Origin of the sequence: Caballeronia sp. ATUFL_F1_KS4A (genome assembly GCF_023630905.1) — a bacterium.
GTDB lineage: Bacteria > Pseudomonadota > Gammaproteobacteria > Burkholderiales > Burkholderiaceae > Caballeronia > Caballeronia zhejiangensis.
The window spans coordinates 28,876-46,018 of record NZ_JALQEB010000026.1 but is presented as its reverse complement, the minus strand read 5'-3'; the positions used below and the strand labels follow the sequence as shown (position 1 = coordinate 46,018).

Below are 17,143 nucleotides of genomic sequence, written 5' to 3'. Positions count from 1 at the left end.
GGACATATGCGACATCCGCGCATATGTCCTTGCACCGGGAATTTCAGTGCGCTTCTTCCCAGTTGGTGCCGACGCCCACTTCCGCGACGAGCGGCACTTTCAGCTTCGCGACGCCGCACATCAGTTCAGGTAAGCGCTTCCTGACCTCGGGCAGCGCCTCTTCGGGCACTTCGAGCACGAGTTCGTCGTGCACCTGCATGATCATCTTCGCGCCGATGCCCGACGCTTCGAGCCAGTCCTGCACCGCGATCATCGAGAGCTTGATGAGATCGGCGGCGGTGCCCTGCATCGGCGCGTTGATCGCCGCGCGCTCCGCCGCCTGACGGCGCGGCCCGCTGCCGCCATTGATCTCGGGCAGCCACAGACGCCGGCCGAACACAGTTTCGACGAAGCCGTTCGCCTTCGCGATCACGCGCGTATTTTCCATGTACGCGGCAACGCCGGGATAACGCGCGAAATAGCGGTCGATATAAAGCTTCGCCGCATCGCGCGTGATGCCGAGATTCGACGCGAGCCCGAACGAGCTCATGCCATAGATCAGGCCGAAGTTGATGACCTTCGCGATGCGGCGCTGATCGTTGTCGACTTCGAGCGGCGTGACGCCGAACACTTCCGACGCCGTCGCCCGGTGCACGTCTTCGCCTTCCCTGAACGCGCGCATCAGCGATTCGTCGCCGGAAATGTGCGCCATGATGCGCAGCTCGATCTGCGAGTAATCCGCCGATACGATCTTGCAGCCCGGCGATGCGATGAACGCTTCGCGAATGCGCCGCCCTTCGCCCGTTCGCACCGGAATGTTCTGCAAGTTCGGCTCGTTCGACGACAAGCGCCCCGTCACCGCGACGGCCTGCGCATAGTTCGTATGCACGCGTCCCGTCGATGCGTTGACCATGCGCGGCAGCTTGTCCGTGTAAGTGGACTTGAGCTTGGACAGCCCGCGATGCTCGAGCAGCACCTTCGGCAGCGGATAGTCTTCGGCGAGCTTCTGCAGCACTTCTTCATCGGTGGAAGGCGCGCCGCTCGGCGTTTTCTTCACGACCGGCAATTGCAGCTTCTCGAAGAAGATCTGGCCGATTTGCTTCGGCGAGCCGAGATTGAACTCGCCGCCCGCGAATTCGTACGCCTGCGCCTGCAAATCGATGAGCCGCTTCGCAATCTCGTTGCTCTGCGCTTCGAGCCGTTCGCGATCGATCAGGACTCCGTTTCGTTCCATCTTGCGCAGCACGCGCGAAGTCGGCATTTCGATGTCGCGATACACGCGCAACAAGCCTTCCTCCTGCGCCACTTGCGGATAGAGCGCCTGATGCAGACGCAACGTGATATCGGCGTCTTCGGCCGCATACGCGGAGGCTTTGTCGAGCGGCACTTCATCGAAGCCGATCTGCGATGCGCCCTTGCCCGCGACGTCTTCGTACTTGATCGTCTTCACGCCGAGATGACGCAACGCGAGGTTGTCCATGTCGTGCGGACGATGCGATTCCAGCACGTACGATTGCAGCAGCGTGTCGTGCTCGACGCCGCGCATTTCGATGCCGTAATTGGCGAGCACCTGCTCGTCGTACTTCAGATGCTGGCCGACCTTTTTCTTCGATGCATCTTCGAGCCACGGCTTGAGTTTCGCGAGCACTTCGTCGCGCGGCAGTTGCTCGGGCGCGTCCGGCCCGCGATGCGCGACCGGAATGTACGCCGCATGCCCCGGCTCGACAGAGAACGACATGCCGACGATCTGCGCGGTCATCGGATCGAGCGACGTGGTTTCGCTATCGAACGATGTGAGCTCCGCTTCATTGATGCGCTCGAGCCACGCATCGAACTGCTCCCATGTCTGCACCGTCTCATAGTGATGCACGATTTCGGTGACTTCGGCGGGCGGCGTATCGGTCGGGCCTTCGACGGCATCGGCGATTTCGACTTCGCGCAGCCACGTCTTGAAGCCGTGACGCAGGAACACGTCGCGCAGTTCGTCGCGCGACTCGGGACGCGATTGAAGCGTCGCATCGATCGATTCGATTTGCGATGTAAGGTCGCATTCCGTGTGCACGGTAACGAGCTTTCGCGCCATCGGCAGGAAGTCCAGAGCCTTGCGCAGATTGTCTCCTACCGCACCCTTGATCTCGTTCGCATGCTCTACGATGCCATCAAGGGTTTCGTATTGCGTGAGCCATTTGATCGCTGTCTTGGGACCGCATTTTTCGACCCCCGGCACGTTGTCGACGGTATCGCCGATGAGCGACAGATAGTCGACGATGCGCTCCGGTGGCACGCCGAACTTCGTGAGCACGCCGGCGCGGTCGAGCGTTTCGTTGGTCATCGTATTGATGAGGGTGACATGATCCGTCACGAGTTGAGCCAGATCCTTGTCGCCCGTCGACACGATCACCTTCATGCCGCGCTTTTCGGCTTCGACCGCGAGCGTGCCGATGACGTCATCCGCCTCGACGCGCTCGATCATCACGAGCGGCCAGCCGAGCGCGCGCACGGCGACGTGGATCGGCTCGATCTGCTTCGCGAGGTCTTCGGGCATCGAAGGGCGGTTGGCCTTGTAGTCGGCGTACCAGTCGTCGCGGAAAGTCTTGCCTTTGGCATCAAATACGCACGCGCTATACTCTGCATTGATTTCGCGCCGCAAGCGCCGCAGCATGTTGATCATTCCATACAGAGCGCCGGTGGGCCCGCCGTCGGGGCCTCGCAAGTCCGGCATTGCATGGTAGGCCCGGTACAAGTAACTAGAACCGTCGACCAATAGCAGGGTCTTACCTTCAAGACTTAGTTCTTCAGGCATTATGAACAAGAGAAAAGTGATTCCGAGTCTGCGATCGCTCGCAGATCAAGAGCGCGCGACGGCCAAGAAGGCTCGCGCATCGTGGCAGATGTTCACGATTATGGCAGAGTTTATCGAGGCGACCGAGTACCTCTCGGAGATCCGCCCTGCCATCAGCATCTATGGTTCGGCGCGTCTGAAACCGGAGTCGCCGTACTATCAGCTCACGATCGAAATCGCGCAGAAATTCTCCGACGCGGGCTTCGCCGTCATATCCGGCGGCGGGCCGGGCATCATGGAAGCGGCGAATAAAGGCGCGCACGCGGGCAAGTCGCCTTCGGTCGGATTGAACATCGAGTTGCCGCACGAGCAATCGGGCAATCAGTGGCAGGACATTTCGCTCCGCTTCCGTCACTTCTTCACGCGCAAGGTCACGTTCGTGAAGAACTCGGACGCGGTCGTGGTGATGCCGGGCGGCTTCGGTACGCTGGACGAGCTCGCGGAAGTGCTCACGCTCATCCAGACGAAGAAGTCACGTCACGTTCCGATCGTGCTCGTCGGCGGGGAGTTCTGGGCCGGCCTGCTCGACTGGTTCAAGAACACGTTGCTGACCAATGGCGTCATCAGCGAAAAGGATCTCGACCTGATGCAAGTCATCGACGATCCGGATCAGGTGCTCGAAGCCGTGTTGCGCTTCTATGAAGATCGCGAGGAATCGGTCGAACAGCCGGCTGAGAGCAAGTCGGATGAGGATCGGATGTTCTATCTTTAATCGAGACTCGATGCGAGCGGTTTCATGAACCGCTCGCATCGTCTCACGCAGAAGGCATCATTGAAACGCCACTTCCGCGAAGCTGCGCAACTTCCGCGAATGCAGCTTCGACAACCCATTCTCGCGCAGCAGTTCCATCGCCTTGACGCCGATTTGCAAGTGCTGATCCACCTGCGCGCGATAGAACTGATCCGCCATTCCCGGCAGCTTCAATTCACCGTGCAGCGGCTTATCGGACACGCATAGCAGCGTTCCGTACGGCACGCGGAATCTGAATCCATTGGCCGCAATCGTCGCACTCTCCATATCGAGCGCCACCGCGCGGCTTTGCGACAAACGCCGCACCGGCTCGCGATGATCGCGCAACTCCCAGTTGCGGTTATCGACGCTCGCGACGGTGCCCGTACGCATCACGCGCTTCAGTTCGACGCCTTCGAGCTGCGTCACCTGCGCCACCGCGCGCTCCAGCGCAACCTGCACTTCCGCGAGCGCAGGCACCGGCACCCAAAGCGGCAGATCGTCATCGAGAACGTGATCCTCGCGCACATAGCCGTGCGCCAGCACGTAATCGCCGAGACGCTGCGTATTGCGCAGCCCCGCGCAATGTCCGAGCATGATCCACGCATGTGGACGCAGCACCGCGATGTGATCCGTGATCGTCTTCGCGTTCGACGGCCCCACGCCGATGTTCACCATCGTGATGCCGCTGCCGTCCGCGCGTTTCAGGTGATACGCGGGCATCTGCGGCAGACGCGCGGGCTGCGCGCCTTCCTCCGGCTGCTCGCCGAGATTCGCGTTGTACGTGACGACATCGCCCGGTTCGACGAACGATGAATACGCGCTGCGATACGCGCGCGTTTCCTCGTCGTCGGCGCGCGACATCATCGTGCGGCCGAGCTTCACGAACTCGTCGATATAGAACTGGTAGTTCGTGTACAGCACGTAATTCTGGAAGTGCGTGGGCGACGTGGCCGTGTAATGCCTCAGCCGATGCAGCGAGAAATCGACACGCGCGGCCGTGAAGAGCGCAAGCGGGTGCGGCTCGCCCGGCCCCGGCTCGTACGTGCCGTTGACGATCCGATCGTCGAGCAGCGCGAGGTCGGGCGTATCGAAGATATTGCGCATCGCGAGCAGCCGGTCGCGATCGAGATCGCCTTCGAGATGGATGCCTTCCGCGAACGCGAAGTGAATCGGAATGGGATGCGCCGACACACCGACTTCGAGCCCGACGTGATGGTTCTTCGTCAGCAGTCGCAATTGCTCGCGATAGTAATCGCCGAAAAGATCGGGACGCGTCAGCGTCGTTTCGTAGATGCCCGGCCCCGCCACGAAGCCATATGAGCGCCGCGAATCGATCTGCGAGTTGAGCTCGGTACGCACGCGCACGAACGGATAGCACGCGCGCACGCGATGCGTGAACTGCTCGTTGCGGCGATAGCGCGCGAATGCATCGCGCAGAAATGCGGTATTCGCTTCATAGATCGCCGACAGACGCGCGACCGCCGCAGCGGGATCTTCGAAGGATTCGGTCGGAAAATCGTTGGCAGGCGTGCCCTGCGTGCTTTGAGTCCGGTCGTTTGTCATGATCTTGTGTCTTTCTTCGATGCCCTCGTAATGAATCGACATTAACACGGAAGAATGTGCGGACCATGAAGTCCCTCCTCACGTGAGTGCGTGCGATCACACCTCGCAACACGTTTTTGACGTTCGAAGTCAAATTTCGCGAAAGCGGCGCAAAATAAGGCGTTGGCTGCGCGCGCGCCGCTCAGTCAGCAACCGTTTTGTTAGAATCCGGCCATCGCCTGGAGAACCATCATGAAGCCGCACCTTTGCGCCGCCGCCGCGGCAGTCCTCGCCGCAGCAAGCTTCGGCGCATTCGCGCAGCCGGCGCAGCAAGCCGCGAACGCAGAACCCCAACCGGCGGTGCAGAAAATGTCGCCGGAAGAAGCGGCGGGCCTGCCCGATCTGAAATCCATCAACCGTCCGCCCGCGAACGTCAGCTCGAAAGTCGAGATTTCGCCGCCGCGCACACCGAGCTATCACGAGCTGAGCACCAACGGCACCGAGATCACCGAATTCCGCGACAAGGGCAAGCCCGTCGAAATCGACGTGCGTTCCAATTTCGGCACGCGCTATCAGATGAGCGCGCCCGCCGACACGTCGCCGCAAGTGCGCGACAACGGCAAGGCCAGTACGCGCCTGCCGTCGATCAACCTGCATTACTGATCACCTAAAGATGGCTTCGGACCCGCTCTTTCCGGGCGGGTCGCGGCACCGTGGCTGCATGCCCGGCGCCACCGTTCACCGGCCTCTTCCTGGCCGTCCAACCTGACCGACGTTTCCCGCATGGCCGTCTTCACTCCCGTCACCAACGCCGACCTCGGCGACTGGCTGCAAGACTACGATCTCGGCGATGTCGTCGAATTTCGCGGCATCCAGTCGGGCATCGAGAACAGCAATTTCTTTCTCACGACGACGCACGGCGAGTACGTGCTCACGATCTTCGAGAATCTCACGGCAACGCAACTGCCGTTCTATCTCGATCTGATGCGCCATCTGGCTTCGCATCGCGTGCCCGTGCCCGATCCGATGCCGCGCCGCGACGGCTCGCTCTTCGGCATGCTGCATGGCAAGCCCGCGTCGATCGTGACGAAGCTCGAAGGCGCGCCCGAACTCGCGCCGACGTCCGCGCATTGCATCGAAGTGGGGCAGATGCTCGCACGCATGCATCTCGCGGGGCGCGACTTTGCGCAGCATCAGCCGAATCTGCGCAGCCTTTCATGGTGGCAGCAGAAGGCGCCGTCGATCGCCGAATTTTTAAGCGGCGAGCAGCGGGCATTGTTCGAAGACGAACTCGCGCATCAGGCTGAATTTTTCGGCTCGGCGGATTACGCGTCGCTGCCGGAAGGCCCGTGCCATTGCGACCTGTTCCGCGACAACGTGCTGTTCGCGCACGGCCGCGGGCACGCGCGCCTCGGCGGTTTCTTCGACTTCTACTTCGCGGGCGTCGACAAGTGGCTGTTCGATGTCGCCGTAACGGTCAACGACTGGTGCATCGATCTCGCCACCGGCGTGCTCGATCCCGCGCGCGTCGATGCGATGCTGCGCGCCTATCAGACGGTGCGTCCGTTCACGCCCGCCGAAGAGCGTCACTGGAACGACATGCTGCGCGCCGGCGCGATGCGCTTCTGGGTCTCGCGCCTTTTCGACTTTCATCGCCCGCGCGAAGCCCAAATGCTCAAAGCGCACGATCCCGGCCATTTCGAACGCATTCTGCGCGAACGCGTCAAAGCCGCTTCTCCCGCCAATCGATAACCAGCAACATGCGACTGATCGAAGTTCCGGCCAAGACCGGCTACGTGTGGTTCCGTCAGGGCATCTGGCTGTTCCGCCGCAACCCGTTTGCCTTCCTCACGGTGTTCTTCGCGTATCTGTTCGTGATGACGCTGATCTCCCGTGTGCCGCTCGTCGGCCCGTTGCTGCCGCTGCTGTTCATTCCGGGGGTCGCGGTCGGCTTCATGGCGGCGTGCCGCAACACGATCGCGGGCAAGCCCGTCTGGCCGACCATTCTCGTCGACGGATTCCGCTCGTACGGCAGCGTCGTCGCGCGCAGGCTGCTCGCGCTGGGCGCGCTGTACATCGTCGCGATGATGGTCATCTTCATGGCGTCGGCGCTCGTGGATGGCGGCACGCTGCTCAGCATCATGATGGGCGACGGCCCGAGCGGCGATCCGGAAACGGTTGCCGCGAGCTTCAGTCCGCTCGCGGTGCTCGTCGCGATGGCGTGCTATGTCCCGATCGCGATGCTGTTCTGGTTCGCGCCGATCCTCGTCGCGTGGCACGACGTGCCGCCCGCGAAGGCGCTGTTCTTCAGCCTCGTCTCGTGCTGGCGCAATCGCGGCGCGTTCATTTTTTACGGCGTGCTGTGGATCTTGATCGCGCTCGCGGTCTCGTTCGGCCTGACCACGCTGATGCAGGCGCTCGGCGTGGGACAGGAAATGGCGCTCGCGGTGCTGATGCCGGCATCGATCATCGTCACGACCGCGCTGTATTGCTCGTTTTACGCGACGTATCGCGGCTGTTTCGGCGTGCAGTCCCCCGATTCGCCGGACATTCCCGACGCACCGGGCACGCCCAAGGCTTGACCGGATGCCGCGCTCTTCGAACGGGCGCGGCGATGATTCGTGCGCGAAGCATTGCACGTACACTAGCGAGATCGGCCATCCCGGCCTTTCGCCGCGCCTCTGTCATGACCTCGTCAAACGTTTTGCCTGAGTTTCCGCTCGAACTCGATCAGCAGTTGTGCTTCGCGCTCTATTCGACTTCGCTCGCGATGACGAAGGCGTACAAGCCGCTGCTGGAGAAGCTCGGGCTGACGTATCCGCAATACCTGGCGATGCTCGTGCTTTGGGAATCCGACGACCTCACGGTCAAGGAAATCGCCGCGCGTCTCTCGCTCGATTCCGCGACGATGACACCGCTTCTCAAGCGTCTCGAAGCGCAGGGCTATGTCGAGCGCGTGCGCGGCGTGGAAGACGAGCGCCAGGTTCACATCCGACTGACCGACGCCGGCGCCGCGCTGAAACAAGCCGCCCGCGCGATTCCCAGCGAAATCTACTGCGCCTCCGGTTCGGACATCGACGCGATGCTGCGTCTGCGCAACGATCTGGTGCGGCTGCGCGCCTCCCTCGGCGAGTACATCGACGACTGATCCGAACCGATAGCAACACGCTAACGGCCCCATCGTCGAATTTTAATTTGCACGCTAATTAATAGCGCGATATATTTACGCCGTGGTGAACGCAACATTGATCTGACAACCGAAACATAAGGAGAGAAACGATGAGCATCCTGTACAAGGCGACGGCAACCAGCACCGGTGGACGCGATGGCCGCGCCATTTCCTCGGACGAGCAATTGAACGTGAAGTTGAGCGCGCCCAAGGAACTGGGCGGAACGGGCGCACCGGGTACGAATCCCGAGCAATTGTTCGCTGCGGGCTATTCCGCCTGCTTTCTCTCAGCTATGAAGTTCGTCGCGGGTCAGCAAAAGCGCGCAGTGCCGGCCGATACAAGCGTAACGGCGGACGTGGGCGTCGGTCCCAACGATGCAGGCGGATTCAAGCTCGATATCGAGCTGCGCGTGTCGCTGCCGGGCCTCGACGCGCCCGACGCTCAGGCATTGGTCGATGCAGCACACAAGGTTTGCCCGTACTCGAACGCGACACGCAACAACGTGGATGTGCGCGTGAAGCTCGTCTGAGACGACGCGAGCGGAAACAAAAATGCCGGCCTAAAAGGCCGGCATTTTCCAGAACCGTCGAAGGCAGAGCTTAGTTCGACATCCACGCCGGGTGACGCGCCGTAGCACGCTGATCCAGCTTCTTCATACGATATTCGAGATCGTAGATGTCCGTGGCTTCGGCGAGATAAGCGTCGTCGCGCGCGCGATCGCGTTCATCGGCGGATTTGGTCAGGAACAGGAAAATGCGGCTGAGCAGGAACATGGTGGGCCTCGCTTGAATACTGGGGTTACTACCTATGAAGCGGATTATAGGGTAATCCCTGATCCAACGCCAGCCCTAATCGCTAGAACGCTGATACTAAAGACTAAATTGCAACACCTGCAACACCGCGCGCCCGGCGTCAGGCGACGTACGCATCGCGCGCGGCCTCGCTCGGACGCCGCTGGTGCTTGAAAAACTCCCACATCACCGCTGAAGAATCCGGTCCTTTGGACGAGTGGAAAGCGACGGTATCGTCGCCGCCGGCCCATGAATGGCCCAGGCCGCGCACGATCGACGTCTTCACCACGCGTCGGCCGTTCTTGAAATAGTCCGTTACGACGCCATCCGGATGCGCTTCCTCGCGCGCCTCGCCCGCGCGGCGATTGCCTGCGGCGTCGATGAAGCCGTTCAGCCGCAGAAACTGCTTGGCGAGCTGCTCGGCGTTCGCGGCCGCGACCACCGAATCCAGTTCTCCGTGCACGATGATCGCCGGCATGCCCGGATAATCGCGAACGTCGACAGCCGCGTCGATGAGCGTGACGGGATCGCTGCGCGCGCCGCGGCGCATGACGTCCATCGCGCCGATGGCCGAACGCGCCTCGCCGAACACCACGCCCGAGTGCAGGCCGACGGCCGCGAACACGTGCGGATAACGCACGGCGAGCAGCGCCGCGAGTCCCGCACCGGCGGACATGCCCGCAAGATAGACGCGCTCCGGATCCAGATCGTGCTGCTCGACCATCGCGTTCACCAGCGAGACGACGGACGCAGCTTCGCCACCGCCGGCGCTACCGGAATCGTCATACCAGCGCCAACAGCGATGCGCGTGATCGTGCTTCGATTGCTCGGGATACAGCACCGCGAATCCGTATCGATCGGCAACCAGATTGATGCGCGTGCCTTGCGCGAATTCGTCGGCGTTCTGCTTGCAACCGTGCAGCATGACCACGAGCGGAACCGGCTCGGACCCGGCTTTCGGCGGCAGATAGAGCGCGTACGACATGTGATTGACGAAGCGGCCGCTCGTCGGCGGGGCCGAATGATACGAGCGCGCCCACTTCCCGCGCGCCCACGCCGACGCGCGCGGACGCACACGCGATTCGCGCGGCACGGGACGCGCGCTGGCGCGGGGCGCTGTTGCCGCCTTCGCAGACGCCCCCGATTTCAGTTTCGACTTGACGGTTTTCGCGCGCGCGGGCTTGGCCGCCGCACGGGGCTTGGGTGTGCGGATCGCTTCGACTTGGCCGGCGACCAGGCGTCTCAAGCCGCGCAACCAGAGCTTGGTAAGGCTTTTGGACATTTCGGCTGGGTCCTCCACTTCATGCAATGGGATGGCGCGACGAAAACGCGCGCCGTGTTGTGCATTGCACAATAACATCAAAACGGCTGGATTACCTGCCTTGAGCGTACAGATCTCGGGATGAATTAACAGCAAATCGCGAAGATACCCAAAATTAGACGATAGTTACGCGATGTAACCGTCAACTCGCTTTAAGCAATGTCGGATAATTCAGTATGTTCCCAAGCGTTATACTGGAGCGAATTTGCGGCAGCGTGTCGAAGCGCCAGCCGCCGGCAGAACGGCCCGCTCGCCGCTGCCGCACTGCAGCAACCCTTATTCCCACAAAACCAATGACCGTAGACCTACCCGTTTCCGCCTGGATCTCCGTGACCGCGCTCGGCAGCGTCGGCGTGATGGGGCCGGTGGCCCTCATCGTCGCCGCATGGCTCGCCGTCGGCTATCGATGGAAATATTCTGTCGCGTGGCTCGCACTGCTCGGCGCGGCGAGCGGCCTCGTCGCGTTGAGCAAGATCGCGTTTATCGGCTGGGGTATCGGCGTGCGCCATCTCGACTTCACCGGCGTCAGCGGACATGCGCTGATGTCCACAGCGGTGCTGCCCGTCGCGATTTTCGTCGCGCTGTTGCCCGCGCGCGGCGCGTGGCGCGCCATCGGCGTCGCGCTCGGTCTGTTGCTGGGCGTATGGGTGGGCGTGTCGCGCGTCGTGCTCGACGCGCATTCGGTATCGGAAGTGGTCGCTGGTTGCGCGCTCGGCGCGGTCGTCGCGCTCGCGTTCGTGTGGTTCACGTGGCGCGCCGAGTCCGGCAGGCTCGCGCCGGCGCCCGTCGCCGCGAGTCTCGCGGCGGTCGTCGTGGCGCTGCACGGCGTGCCCGTGCCGACGCAGCAATGGATCACGGAAATCGCGCTCGGGCTGTCGGGCCATGAGCGTCCGTATGTGCGGGCAAGCTGGAAGTCGAAGAAATTTCGCGCGCCGGAACGCCGCACTGAACTGCCGCAGGACGACCGCGCGGCCGCCTGACGCGGCCGCTGCGTTCACTGCATGATGCCTTAATCGTTCACGCCGATAATCACGCTCGACGCCTTGATCACCGCAACGGCCTTCTGACCTTGCGTCAGGCCGAGCGTGTCCGCGCTCTGGTTCGTGATGATCGCGGTGATGGTCGTGCCGCCGTCGAGCGACAGCGAAACCTCCGCGTTCACCGCGCCCTTCGTCAGACTGGCAACCGTGCCACGCAACTGGTTGCGCGCCGACAGCTTTGCGCCGGTGTCTTCCATCAGCATGACCCACGACGCCTTGATAAGCGCTAACGCATCGCTGCCTTCCTTCAGGCCCAGCGCCTGCGTGCTCTCGTGCGTGACGACCGCGACGATCGTCTGCCCGCCGGGCAAGCCGAGTTCGATTTCGTCGTTCACCGCTCCACGCGTGACCTTCGTCACCTTGCCGGCCAGTTGGTTGCGTGCGCTTGTTTTCATTCCCAATCTTCCGATCAGTTCCCAATCGTGGGCGAAGCCTTCGATGGCCGCGCCCGCCCGTTCCAGAAATTTCCGATGCTCGCGTTCGATCGCGTGATACGTGTCGATGAGACGCAACGCTGATGGCGTGAGCGTTGTGCCGCCGCCGCCCTTGCCGCCCGCCGCGCTGGTCACGAGCGGTTCGCCGGCAAGGTTGTTCATGGTGTCGACGGCGTCCCACGCGCCCTTGTAGCTCATGCCCACGGCCTTCGCCGCGGCGGTGATCGATCCCGTGTCGCGGATCGCGGCCAGAAGCGCAATGCGCGCCGCGCCCCCGAGCGTCTCCGTGCCGCTGCGCAGCCATACGGAGCCACCGAGTTCCAGCGGATCGCGCACCTTCGACGGTGCTGTTTTACTCATCTCTAGCCTCTGTGATCGTGCTGAAACAATGGGACGGATTATATCGATGCCTTCACACGCGGACGGTGCATCGAACGCAGCAGCCGCTCGCCTTCGCGCGCGTCCTTGCGCGCCGACGCCGCACCCCAGGCCCGCGCGAAACCGCGCTGATAATCGGTGGCTTCGGGGAGCGCCGCGAGCCGATCGGCGGCGACGGCTGCATCGTTTGCTTCGCCGAGCACCGTCTGCAATTCGCCGAGCAGCTTCGCCGTGTCGGTACGCGTTCTCCGCGACGTCACCGAGCGGAAGAATTCGAGCGCATATCGCAGGCGCTTCGCATGAATGCGGACGCGATGCCGCTCATGCGCTTCGAGCGACGCGAGATTGGGCGCGCGCGCGATACGCCGGTAGTCCTTGCGGATGCGTTTTTCGGCAAAGCTGACAAAGCGCATCGGCGACTCGTCTTCCTGCGATGAGAACCGCGCGAGCCATTCGACGAACGCGAGCATCAGGCGTGCATGGCGCTTCGACGCCAGCGCGTCGTGCACCTTGTCGCGCGCGACGCGGCGCTTCACGTCCGCAGCGGCGATGACCGGTTGCCAGCGCGTGGCGTCGTCGTCCGATTCGGCGTAGGCAGGCAGCGTCCTGTCGGTGAAGACGTCCCAGTCGCGTGCATCGGCGAGCAGGTCGCCGAACCACTTCAGATCGGGCGCGATGCGCGCATTCCACGTGTCGTCGATATCGTCGCGAAAGAGCTTCAGCAGCGTCTTCAGCCGACGCTGCGCGACGCGCAACTGATGCACGTGCTCGTCGCCCAGACCCGCGCGCGACGCGGCCGCGTTGCCGAACCACTGCCCCGCCACCGACGCCGCGATGGCGACGAACGCTTCGCGGCGCGTCGCCGTGCGCGGCAGGTCGAGTTTCGCGGCATGCACAGGTTCCGCTTGCGATGCGTGCTCGTCGTCCGGCGCGATGAAAAACGGCGCGGCGTCGATCACCTCGCCCGCGAGCCCGAAGACGGCGTCCAGCGCGCCGTTCAGCGCGGGCGCCGCGAGCCGCAAGATCGGCGGTTCCCCTTCCGAAGTTTCGAGCGACGCGAGAATGTCCGCGCCGCCGGCATCGACGCGCCATTCGATGCGTTCGATCTCGCGCCCGGCTTCCGAGTCCGCCGCCATATCCCGATGCGCGTTCGCGAGCGGCTCGGCGAGCGCGTCGTCGGCATGCGCGAATTCGATCAGCGACGCCGCCAGATCCTCACCCGCGGGCCGCGCGAAAGTCCGATAGCGCGTGAAGCCGGGCATCGGCACGCTCTCTTTTTGCACGGCGCACAGCGTGCGCGCGCCCTCGAGCGTTTCGATCGACAACCGCCATCGCGGCGTTTTCAGCGGAATCTCGCGCGTCGTGAAGCGCGTCCGGACGGGTTCCGCGCCCGCGAATGCGGCCACGCGATGCAGCGCGTCCTCGGCTCCATCGTCCGATCGATGCGCGTGCAGCGTCACCTCGATCCACATCGTCATGAAGTCTCCCCGGGCGATCTGACGCCGCCCGTCAATTCATACGAAATGGCTGCCGTTTCCCGATTCATGAAATCGACACACGCGCCGGGAAACATGCCCATTTGAGCTTCTGAAACGCTTCTCGTCTGCTTTTTCACCTTTCCGATACGACCCCGCGCAGGACCAGCCCCAAGGACGCGTTCATGACCCAGATTGCCTTTCCTCAATCCCAGACGGGCCGCACGCTCGGACAACGCCTCGCGCTACTGCTCTTTCTGCTCGCCATCGGCGCGGGCGCGGTGTACTGCGTCCTGCATCTGCTCGAAGATCTCGCGCCGGTGCGCGAATCGTCGGCGTTTCCATACATTCTGCTCGGCGTCGCGCTCCTGATTGCGCTCGGCTTCGAATTCGTCAACGGTTTTCATGACACGGCGAATGCTGTCGCCACTGTAATTTACACGCACTCGTTGACGCCAAACTTAGCGGTAGTCTGGTCGGGAGCATGGAATTTCATCGGCGTGTTGATTTCGAGCGGCGCGGTCGCGTTCGGCATCCTGCAATTGCTGCCGGTGGAACTGATCATCGGCGTCGGCAGTTCGCAGGGCTTCGCGATGGTCTTCGCGCTCCTCATCGCGGCGATCATCTGGAATCTCGGCACCTGGGCGCTCGGCCTGCCGTCGTCGAGTTCGCATACGCTGATCGGCTCGGTGATCGGCGTCGGCCTCATGAACCAGATGTTGCACGGCACGAACGGCACGTCGGGCGTCGACTGGAGCCAGGCGATGTCCGTCGGCAAGTCGCTGCTGTTTTCGCCGCTCGTCGGCTTCATCCTCGCGGGTTTTCTGCTTTACGTGCTGAAGCTCGTCGTGCGCGTGCCCGCGCTCTACAAAGAGCCGGAGAAGAACACGCCGCCGCCGTTCTGGATCCGCTGTCTGCTGATCCTGACATGCACGGGCGTGTCGTTCGCGCACGGCTCGAACGATGGCCAGAAAGGCATGGGCCTCATCATGCTGATCCTGATCGGCACCGTGCCGACCGCCTACGCGCTGAACAAGGCCGTGACGGCGAGCGAAACGCAGACGTTCGTCGCGGTGAGCCGCAGCGCATCGGACGTATTGCAGCGCTACAGCAACGGCGCTCCGCCCGCCGCCGACGCGCGCGCGCAGGTCGAGAAATACGTGCAGACGAAGACGCTCGCGCCGGACACGATCGCGTCGCTGAAGCGCGTCGTCGACTCGATCGAAGCGCAGATCCGCCCGAGCCACACGATGGCCGAAGTGCCGCAGGGCAACGTCCGCAACGTGCGCAACGAGATGTACATCGCGTCGGAGGCGCTGCGCATCATGGAGAAGCAGAAAGCGCCCGCCTTTTCCAAGGACGACGACGCCGTGCTCGGCAACTACAAGAAGCAGCTCGACCACGCGACGAAGTTCATCCCGACGTGGGTGAAGGTCGCCGTCGCCGTCGCGCTCGGATTGGGCACGATGGTCGGGTGGAAGCGGATCGTCGTGACGGTCGGCGAGCGCATCGGCAAGACGCATCTGACGTACGGACAAGGCGCGTCGGCGGAACTCGTCGCGATGCTGACCATCGGCGCCGCCGATGTCTACGGCTTGCCCGTCAGCACGACGCACGTGCTGTCGTCGGGCGTCGCGGGCACGATGGCCGCGAACGGCTCCGGCCTGCAATGGCGCACCGTGCGCAGCCTCGCGCTCGCGTGGATCCTGACGCTGCCGGTTTCGATCGCGCTCGCGGGCCTGCTGTTCTGGGCGTTCCGCGGCCTATTTTGAGCGGATCGCTTGCGTAAAAAGCGGCGCGCGAAGGCTTTCGCGCGCCGTGCAAGTTTTGCCCGCCCCGCCTCGTTTCGCCTCTCCTTTTCGACATTCGTCTACGCTGGGGCACGTTCGCTCACTGCCCGCAATGCCTGATGCCGCGGGCTTTCGTCGCTACTGGCACGGCCATTGCTCGTATGCAGTCGTCGATCGCAAGACTGATCGTGCCGGCGGCCACGAACCGCCGCTCCTTCGGCGCATGACTGTCGATGACAGTTGGGAGGCTGCGCCGGACGCCGATCCGTCACGCGATCATTTGAATAAGGAGAAGTCGAAATGACGATCGGAACCATACTGCTGATCATCCTGATCCTGCTCTTGATCGGCGCCATTCCTTCCTGGCCGCACAGCCGCAGTTGGGGCTACGGGCCGAGCGGGATCGTCGGCGTCGTGCTGATCGTAGTGATCGTTCTGTTGCTGATGGGTCGGTTGTGACATCGCGCGGCTGCTGTTGGCCGCGTAAGAAAAAAGGGGCGCTCCCGGCGGGACGCCCCTTTTTGTCAATTGCGGCCGCGGTCTAGACGCGCATCACCTGGCCGTTCGGCTCGATCTTGCGCGGGATGGCCGGCTCGCTCTGCTTCGGCGACGATGCCTTCGAACGCGGCGTGACCGGCGCCTGTTCGATAGCGGCTTTATCGGCGACCTGCTTCACGGACGTGGCGCTCTTGTGCTTCTTTTTGGCTGCCGTCTGCGGCGCCGCGTGCGTCTTGCTCTTGCCCTTGACGGACTGTGCTTCGGGAGGATTCCAGACTTCCGTGTAGCGCTCGGCCGCAAAAAGCGACGACGAGCCGATCAGAAGAACGACGATCAGGAATACGCGCTTCAAGTGATTCGCTCCAACGGTTAGTGGCCCGCTCTGCGCGAGAGGATGGCGTCGAGCGTCTGCTCGGATGTTTCCAGCTCGAGCAACGCGGCGTCGAGACGCTCGATCGAGCGCGCGACGGAGCGCCCGTCCCGCTCGAAATCCGGCTCGCCGCGCGTGGCGTCGAACGCCGCGTTGACCGCGCGCGTCGCGCGCATGAAACGTTCGAGCGCAGCGGCTTCGAGCGGATCGTTGCGTGGGTTCATCGGCGAGCTCCTGTTGCGGACAAGCTGTACGAATATACAGTAAGCCGACGCCGCGGCAAACAGGCGGCGCGCGTCGTGGCGAAAATGCCGAAGCGCCTCTTGACCGGCGCATGCATCGGCCTTCGGCGGCTCGCAGCGGCGTTTTGCCGCGCATCGATGCGGCGTCGCGCGCGATTAAGTCCCTCTTAATTCTGCGCCGACACACTCGTCTCGCGATCCGGCTCCGTTGCCGCCGTCCGCACCGGACGGCCGAGCCATCACCGTGAGGAACGTGCCATGCCAGCCAACACCGCCGCGCGCCGCAGCTTCGCCAATCTCGCTCCGACGATGCGCAAACAATACGCGCTCACCTTGCGCGAATGCCGTCTTTCCCTGCCGGTCGAGCCGCCGTGGGGCGCGCCTTACCGAATGGTCGAATGGGCGTCGAAGACCGACCAGCGCGTGCAGCGACGCGTCTTTCCCGCCGACTGCACGCCGTCGCAAATCGCCGATGCGCTCAAATCCCACGTACCGGGCCGCCGCTACGGCCCGACCGACGACGAAGACTGATCCGGCG

18 protein-coding genes are annotated in these 17,143 nt (G+C 63.2%); 10 read left to right on the top strand and 8 right to left on the bottom strand.

Annotated features, from left to right (window positions below):
* Positions 1–43: 43 nt before the first annotated feature.
* A complete protein-coding gene (gene polA, locus NCS03_RS14925) occupies positions 44–2,782 on the bottom strand; it encodes a DNA polymerase I (RefSeq protein ID WP_008353976.1) in 2,739 nt (912 codons plus the stop codon).
* Between the two features lies 1 nt (position 2,783).
* Here polA and NCS03_RS14920 point away from each other — a divergent pair, with 1 nt between their 5' ends.
* Positions 2,784–3,533 carry an LOG family protein gene (locus NCS03_RS14920; protein ID WP_250529334.1) on the top strand — a complete coding sequence of 250 codons (750 nt, stop codon included), beginning with the start codon at positions 2,784–2,786 and terminating at the stop codon, positions 3,531–3,533.
* Positions 3,534–3,590: 57 nt separating this feature from the next.
* Here the strand turns inward: NCS03_RS14920 and NCS03_RS14915 are convergent, their stop codons facing one another.
* Positions 3,591–5,117, bottom strand: a complete 1,527-nt coding sequence (locus tag NCS03_RS14915) for an AMP nucleosidase (protein ID WP_008353978.1) — start codon at positions 5,115–5,117, stop codon at positions 3,591–3,593.
* Positions 5,118–5,348: 231 nt separating this feature from the next.
* Here NCS03_RS14915 and NCS03_RS14910 point away from each other — a divergent pair, with 231 nt between their 5' ends.
* The 5 genes from NCS03_RS14910 (at position 5,349) to NCS03_RS14890 (ending at position 8,795) form a co-directional block, all read left to right on the top strand.
* Positions 5,349–5,759 (top strand): hypothetical protein, encoded by a 411-nt coding sequence (locus NCS03_RS14910; RefSeq protein WP_008353979.1) that lies wholly within the window; start codon positions 5,349–5,351, stop codon positions 5,757–5,759.
* A 120-nt stretch (positions 5,760–5,879) separates the two neighbouring features.
* On the top strand, positions 5,880–6,848 hold the full coding sequence (locus tag NCS03_RS14905; RefSeq protein WP_250435473.1) for a homoserine kinase: 969 nt from the start codon (positions 5,880–5,882) through the stop codon (positions 6,846–6,848).
* A gap of 8 nt (positions 6,849–6,856) precedes the next feature.
* Positions 6,857–7,678 carry a BPSS1780 family membrane protein gene (locus tag NCS03_RS14900; RefSeq protein ID WP_250459085.1) on the top strand — a complete coding sequence of 274 codons (822 nt, stop codon included), beginning with the start codon at positions 6,857–6,859 and terminating at the stop codon, positions 7,676–7,678.
* Between the two features lie 104 nt (positions 7,679–7,782).
* A complete protein-coding gene (locus NCS03_RS14895) occupies positions 7,783–8,244 on the top strand; it encodes a MarR family winged helix-turn-helix transcriptional regulator (RefSeq protein WP_250529333.1) in 462 nt (153 codons plus the stop codon).
* A 131-nt stretch (positions 8,245–8,375) separates the two neighbouring features.
* Entirely contained in the window at positions 8,376–8,795 is a 420-nt protein-coding gene (locus NCS03_RS14890; protein WP_175982510.1) for an organic hydroperoxide resistance protein, read from the top strand.
* A 70-nt stretch (positions 8,796–8,865) separates the two neighbouring features.
* On the opposite strand, the gene NCS03_RS14885 is transcribed toward NCS03_RS14890, so the two are convergent.
* Both NCS03_RS14885 and NCS03_RS14880 read right to left on the bottom strand, forming a co-directional pair.
* On the bottom strand, positions 8,866–9,039 hold the full coding sequence (locus NCS03_RS14885) for a DUF3563 family protein (RefSeq protein WP_008353986.1): 174 nt from the start codon (positions 9,037–9,039) through the stop codon (positions 8,866–8,868).
* 139 nt (positions 9,040–9,178) lie between these two features.
* Positions 9,179–10,339, bottom strand: a complete 1,161-nt coding sequence (locus tag NCS03_RS14880) for an extracellular catalytic domain type 1 short-chain-length polyhydroxyalkanoate depolymerase (protein ID WP_250529332.1) — start codon at positions 10,337–10,339, stop codon at positions 9,179–9,181.
* A 332-nt stretch (positions 10,340–10,671) separates the two neighbouring features.
* Between NCS03_RS14880 and NCS03_RS14875 the strand changes: the two genes are divergently transcribed.
* The gene (locus tag NCS03_RS14875) at positions 10,672–11,358 is read left to right on the top strand and encodes a phosphatase PAP2 family protein (protein ID WP_175982511.1); all 687 of its coding nucleotides are present in this window, start codon (positions 10,672–10,674) and stop codon (positions 11,356–11,358) included.
* A 29-nt stretch (positions 11,359–11,387) separates the two neighbouring features.
* On the opposite strand, the gene NCS03_RS14870 is transcribed toward NCS03_RS14875, so the two are convergent.
* Both NCS03_RS14870 and NCS03_RS14865 read right to left on the bottom strand, forming a co-directional pair.
* Entirely contained in the window at positions 11,388–12,212 is an 825-nt protein-coding gene (locus tag NCS03_RS14870; RefSeq protein ID WP_250529331.1) for a TOBE domain-containing protein, read from the bottom strand.
* A 38-nt stretch (positions 12,213–12,250) separates the two neighbouring features.
* Complete coding sequence (locus tag NCS03_RS14865; RefSeq protein WP_250529330.1) at positions 12,251–13,708, bottom strand: CHAD domain-containing protein; 1,458 nt, start codon at positions 13,706–13,708, stop codon at positions 12,251–12,253.
* A 182-nt stretch (positions 13,709–13,890) separates the two neighbouring features.
* Between NCS03_RS14865 and NCS03_RS14860 the strand changes: the two genes are divergently transcribed.
* The gene (locus NCS03_RS14860; RefSeq protein WP_250529329.1) at positions 13,891–15,477 is read left to right on the top strand and encodes an inorganic phosphate transporter; all 1,587 of its coding nucleotides are present in this window, start codon (positions 13,891–13,893) and stop codon (positions 15,475–15,477) included.
* Between the two features lie 318 nt (positions 15,478–15,795).
* Positions 15,796–15,954, top strand: a complete 159-nt coding sequence (locus tag NCS03_RS14855) for a DUF3309 family protein (RefSeq protein WP_008353994.1) — start codon at positions 15,796–15,798, stop codon at positions 15,952–15,954.
* 82 nt (positions 15,955–16,036) lie between these two features.
* Here the strand turns inward: NCS03_RS14855 and NCS03_RS14850 are convergent, their stop codons facing one another.
* Both NCS03_RS14850 and NCS03_RS14845 read right to left on the bottom strand, forming a co-directional pair.
* Positions 16,037–16,345 (bottom strand): hypothetical protein, encoded by a 309-nt coding sequence (locus tag NCS03_RS14850; RefSeq protein ID WP_250529328.1) that lies wholly within the window; start codon positions 16,343–16,345, stop codon positions 16,037–16,039.
* 17 nt (positions 16,346–16,362) lie between these two features.
* The gene (locus tag NCS03_RS14845) at positions 16,363–16,587 is read right to left on the bottom strand and encodes a hypothetical protein (protein ID WP_008353996.1); all 225 of its coding nucleotides are present in this window, start codon (positions 16,585–16,587) and stop codon (positions 16,363–16,365) included.
* 276 nt (positions 16,588–16,863) lie between these two features.
* Here NCS03_RS14845 and NCS03_RS14840 point away from each other — a divergent pair, with 276 nt between their 5' ends.
* Positions 16,864–17,136 (top strand): DUF2866 domain-containing protein, encoded by a 273-nt coding sequence (locus NCS03_RS14840; protein WP_008353997.1) that lies wholly within the window; start codon positions 16,864–16,866, stop codon positions 17,134–17,136.
* The last annotated feature ends 7 nt before the right edge of the window (positions 17,137–17,143 follow it).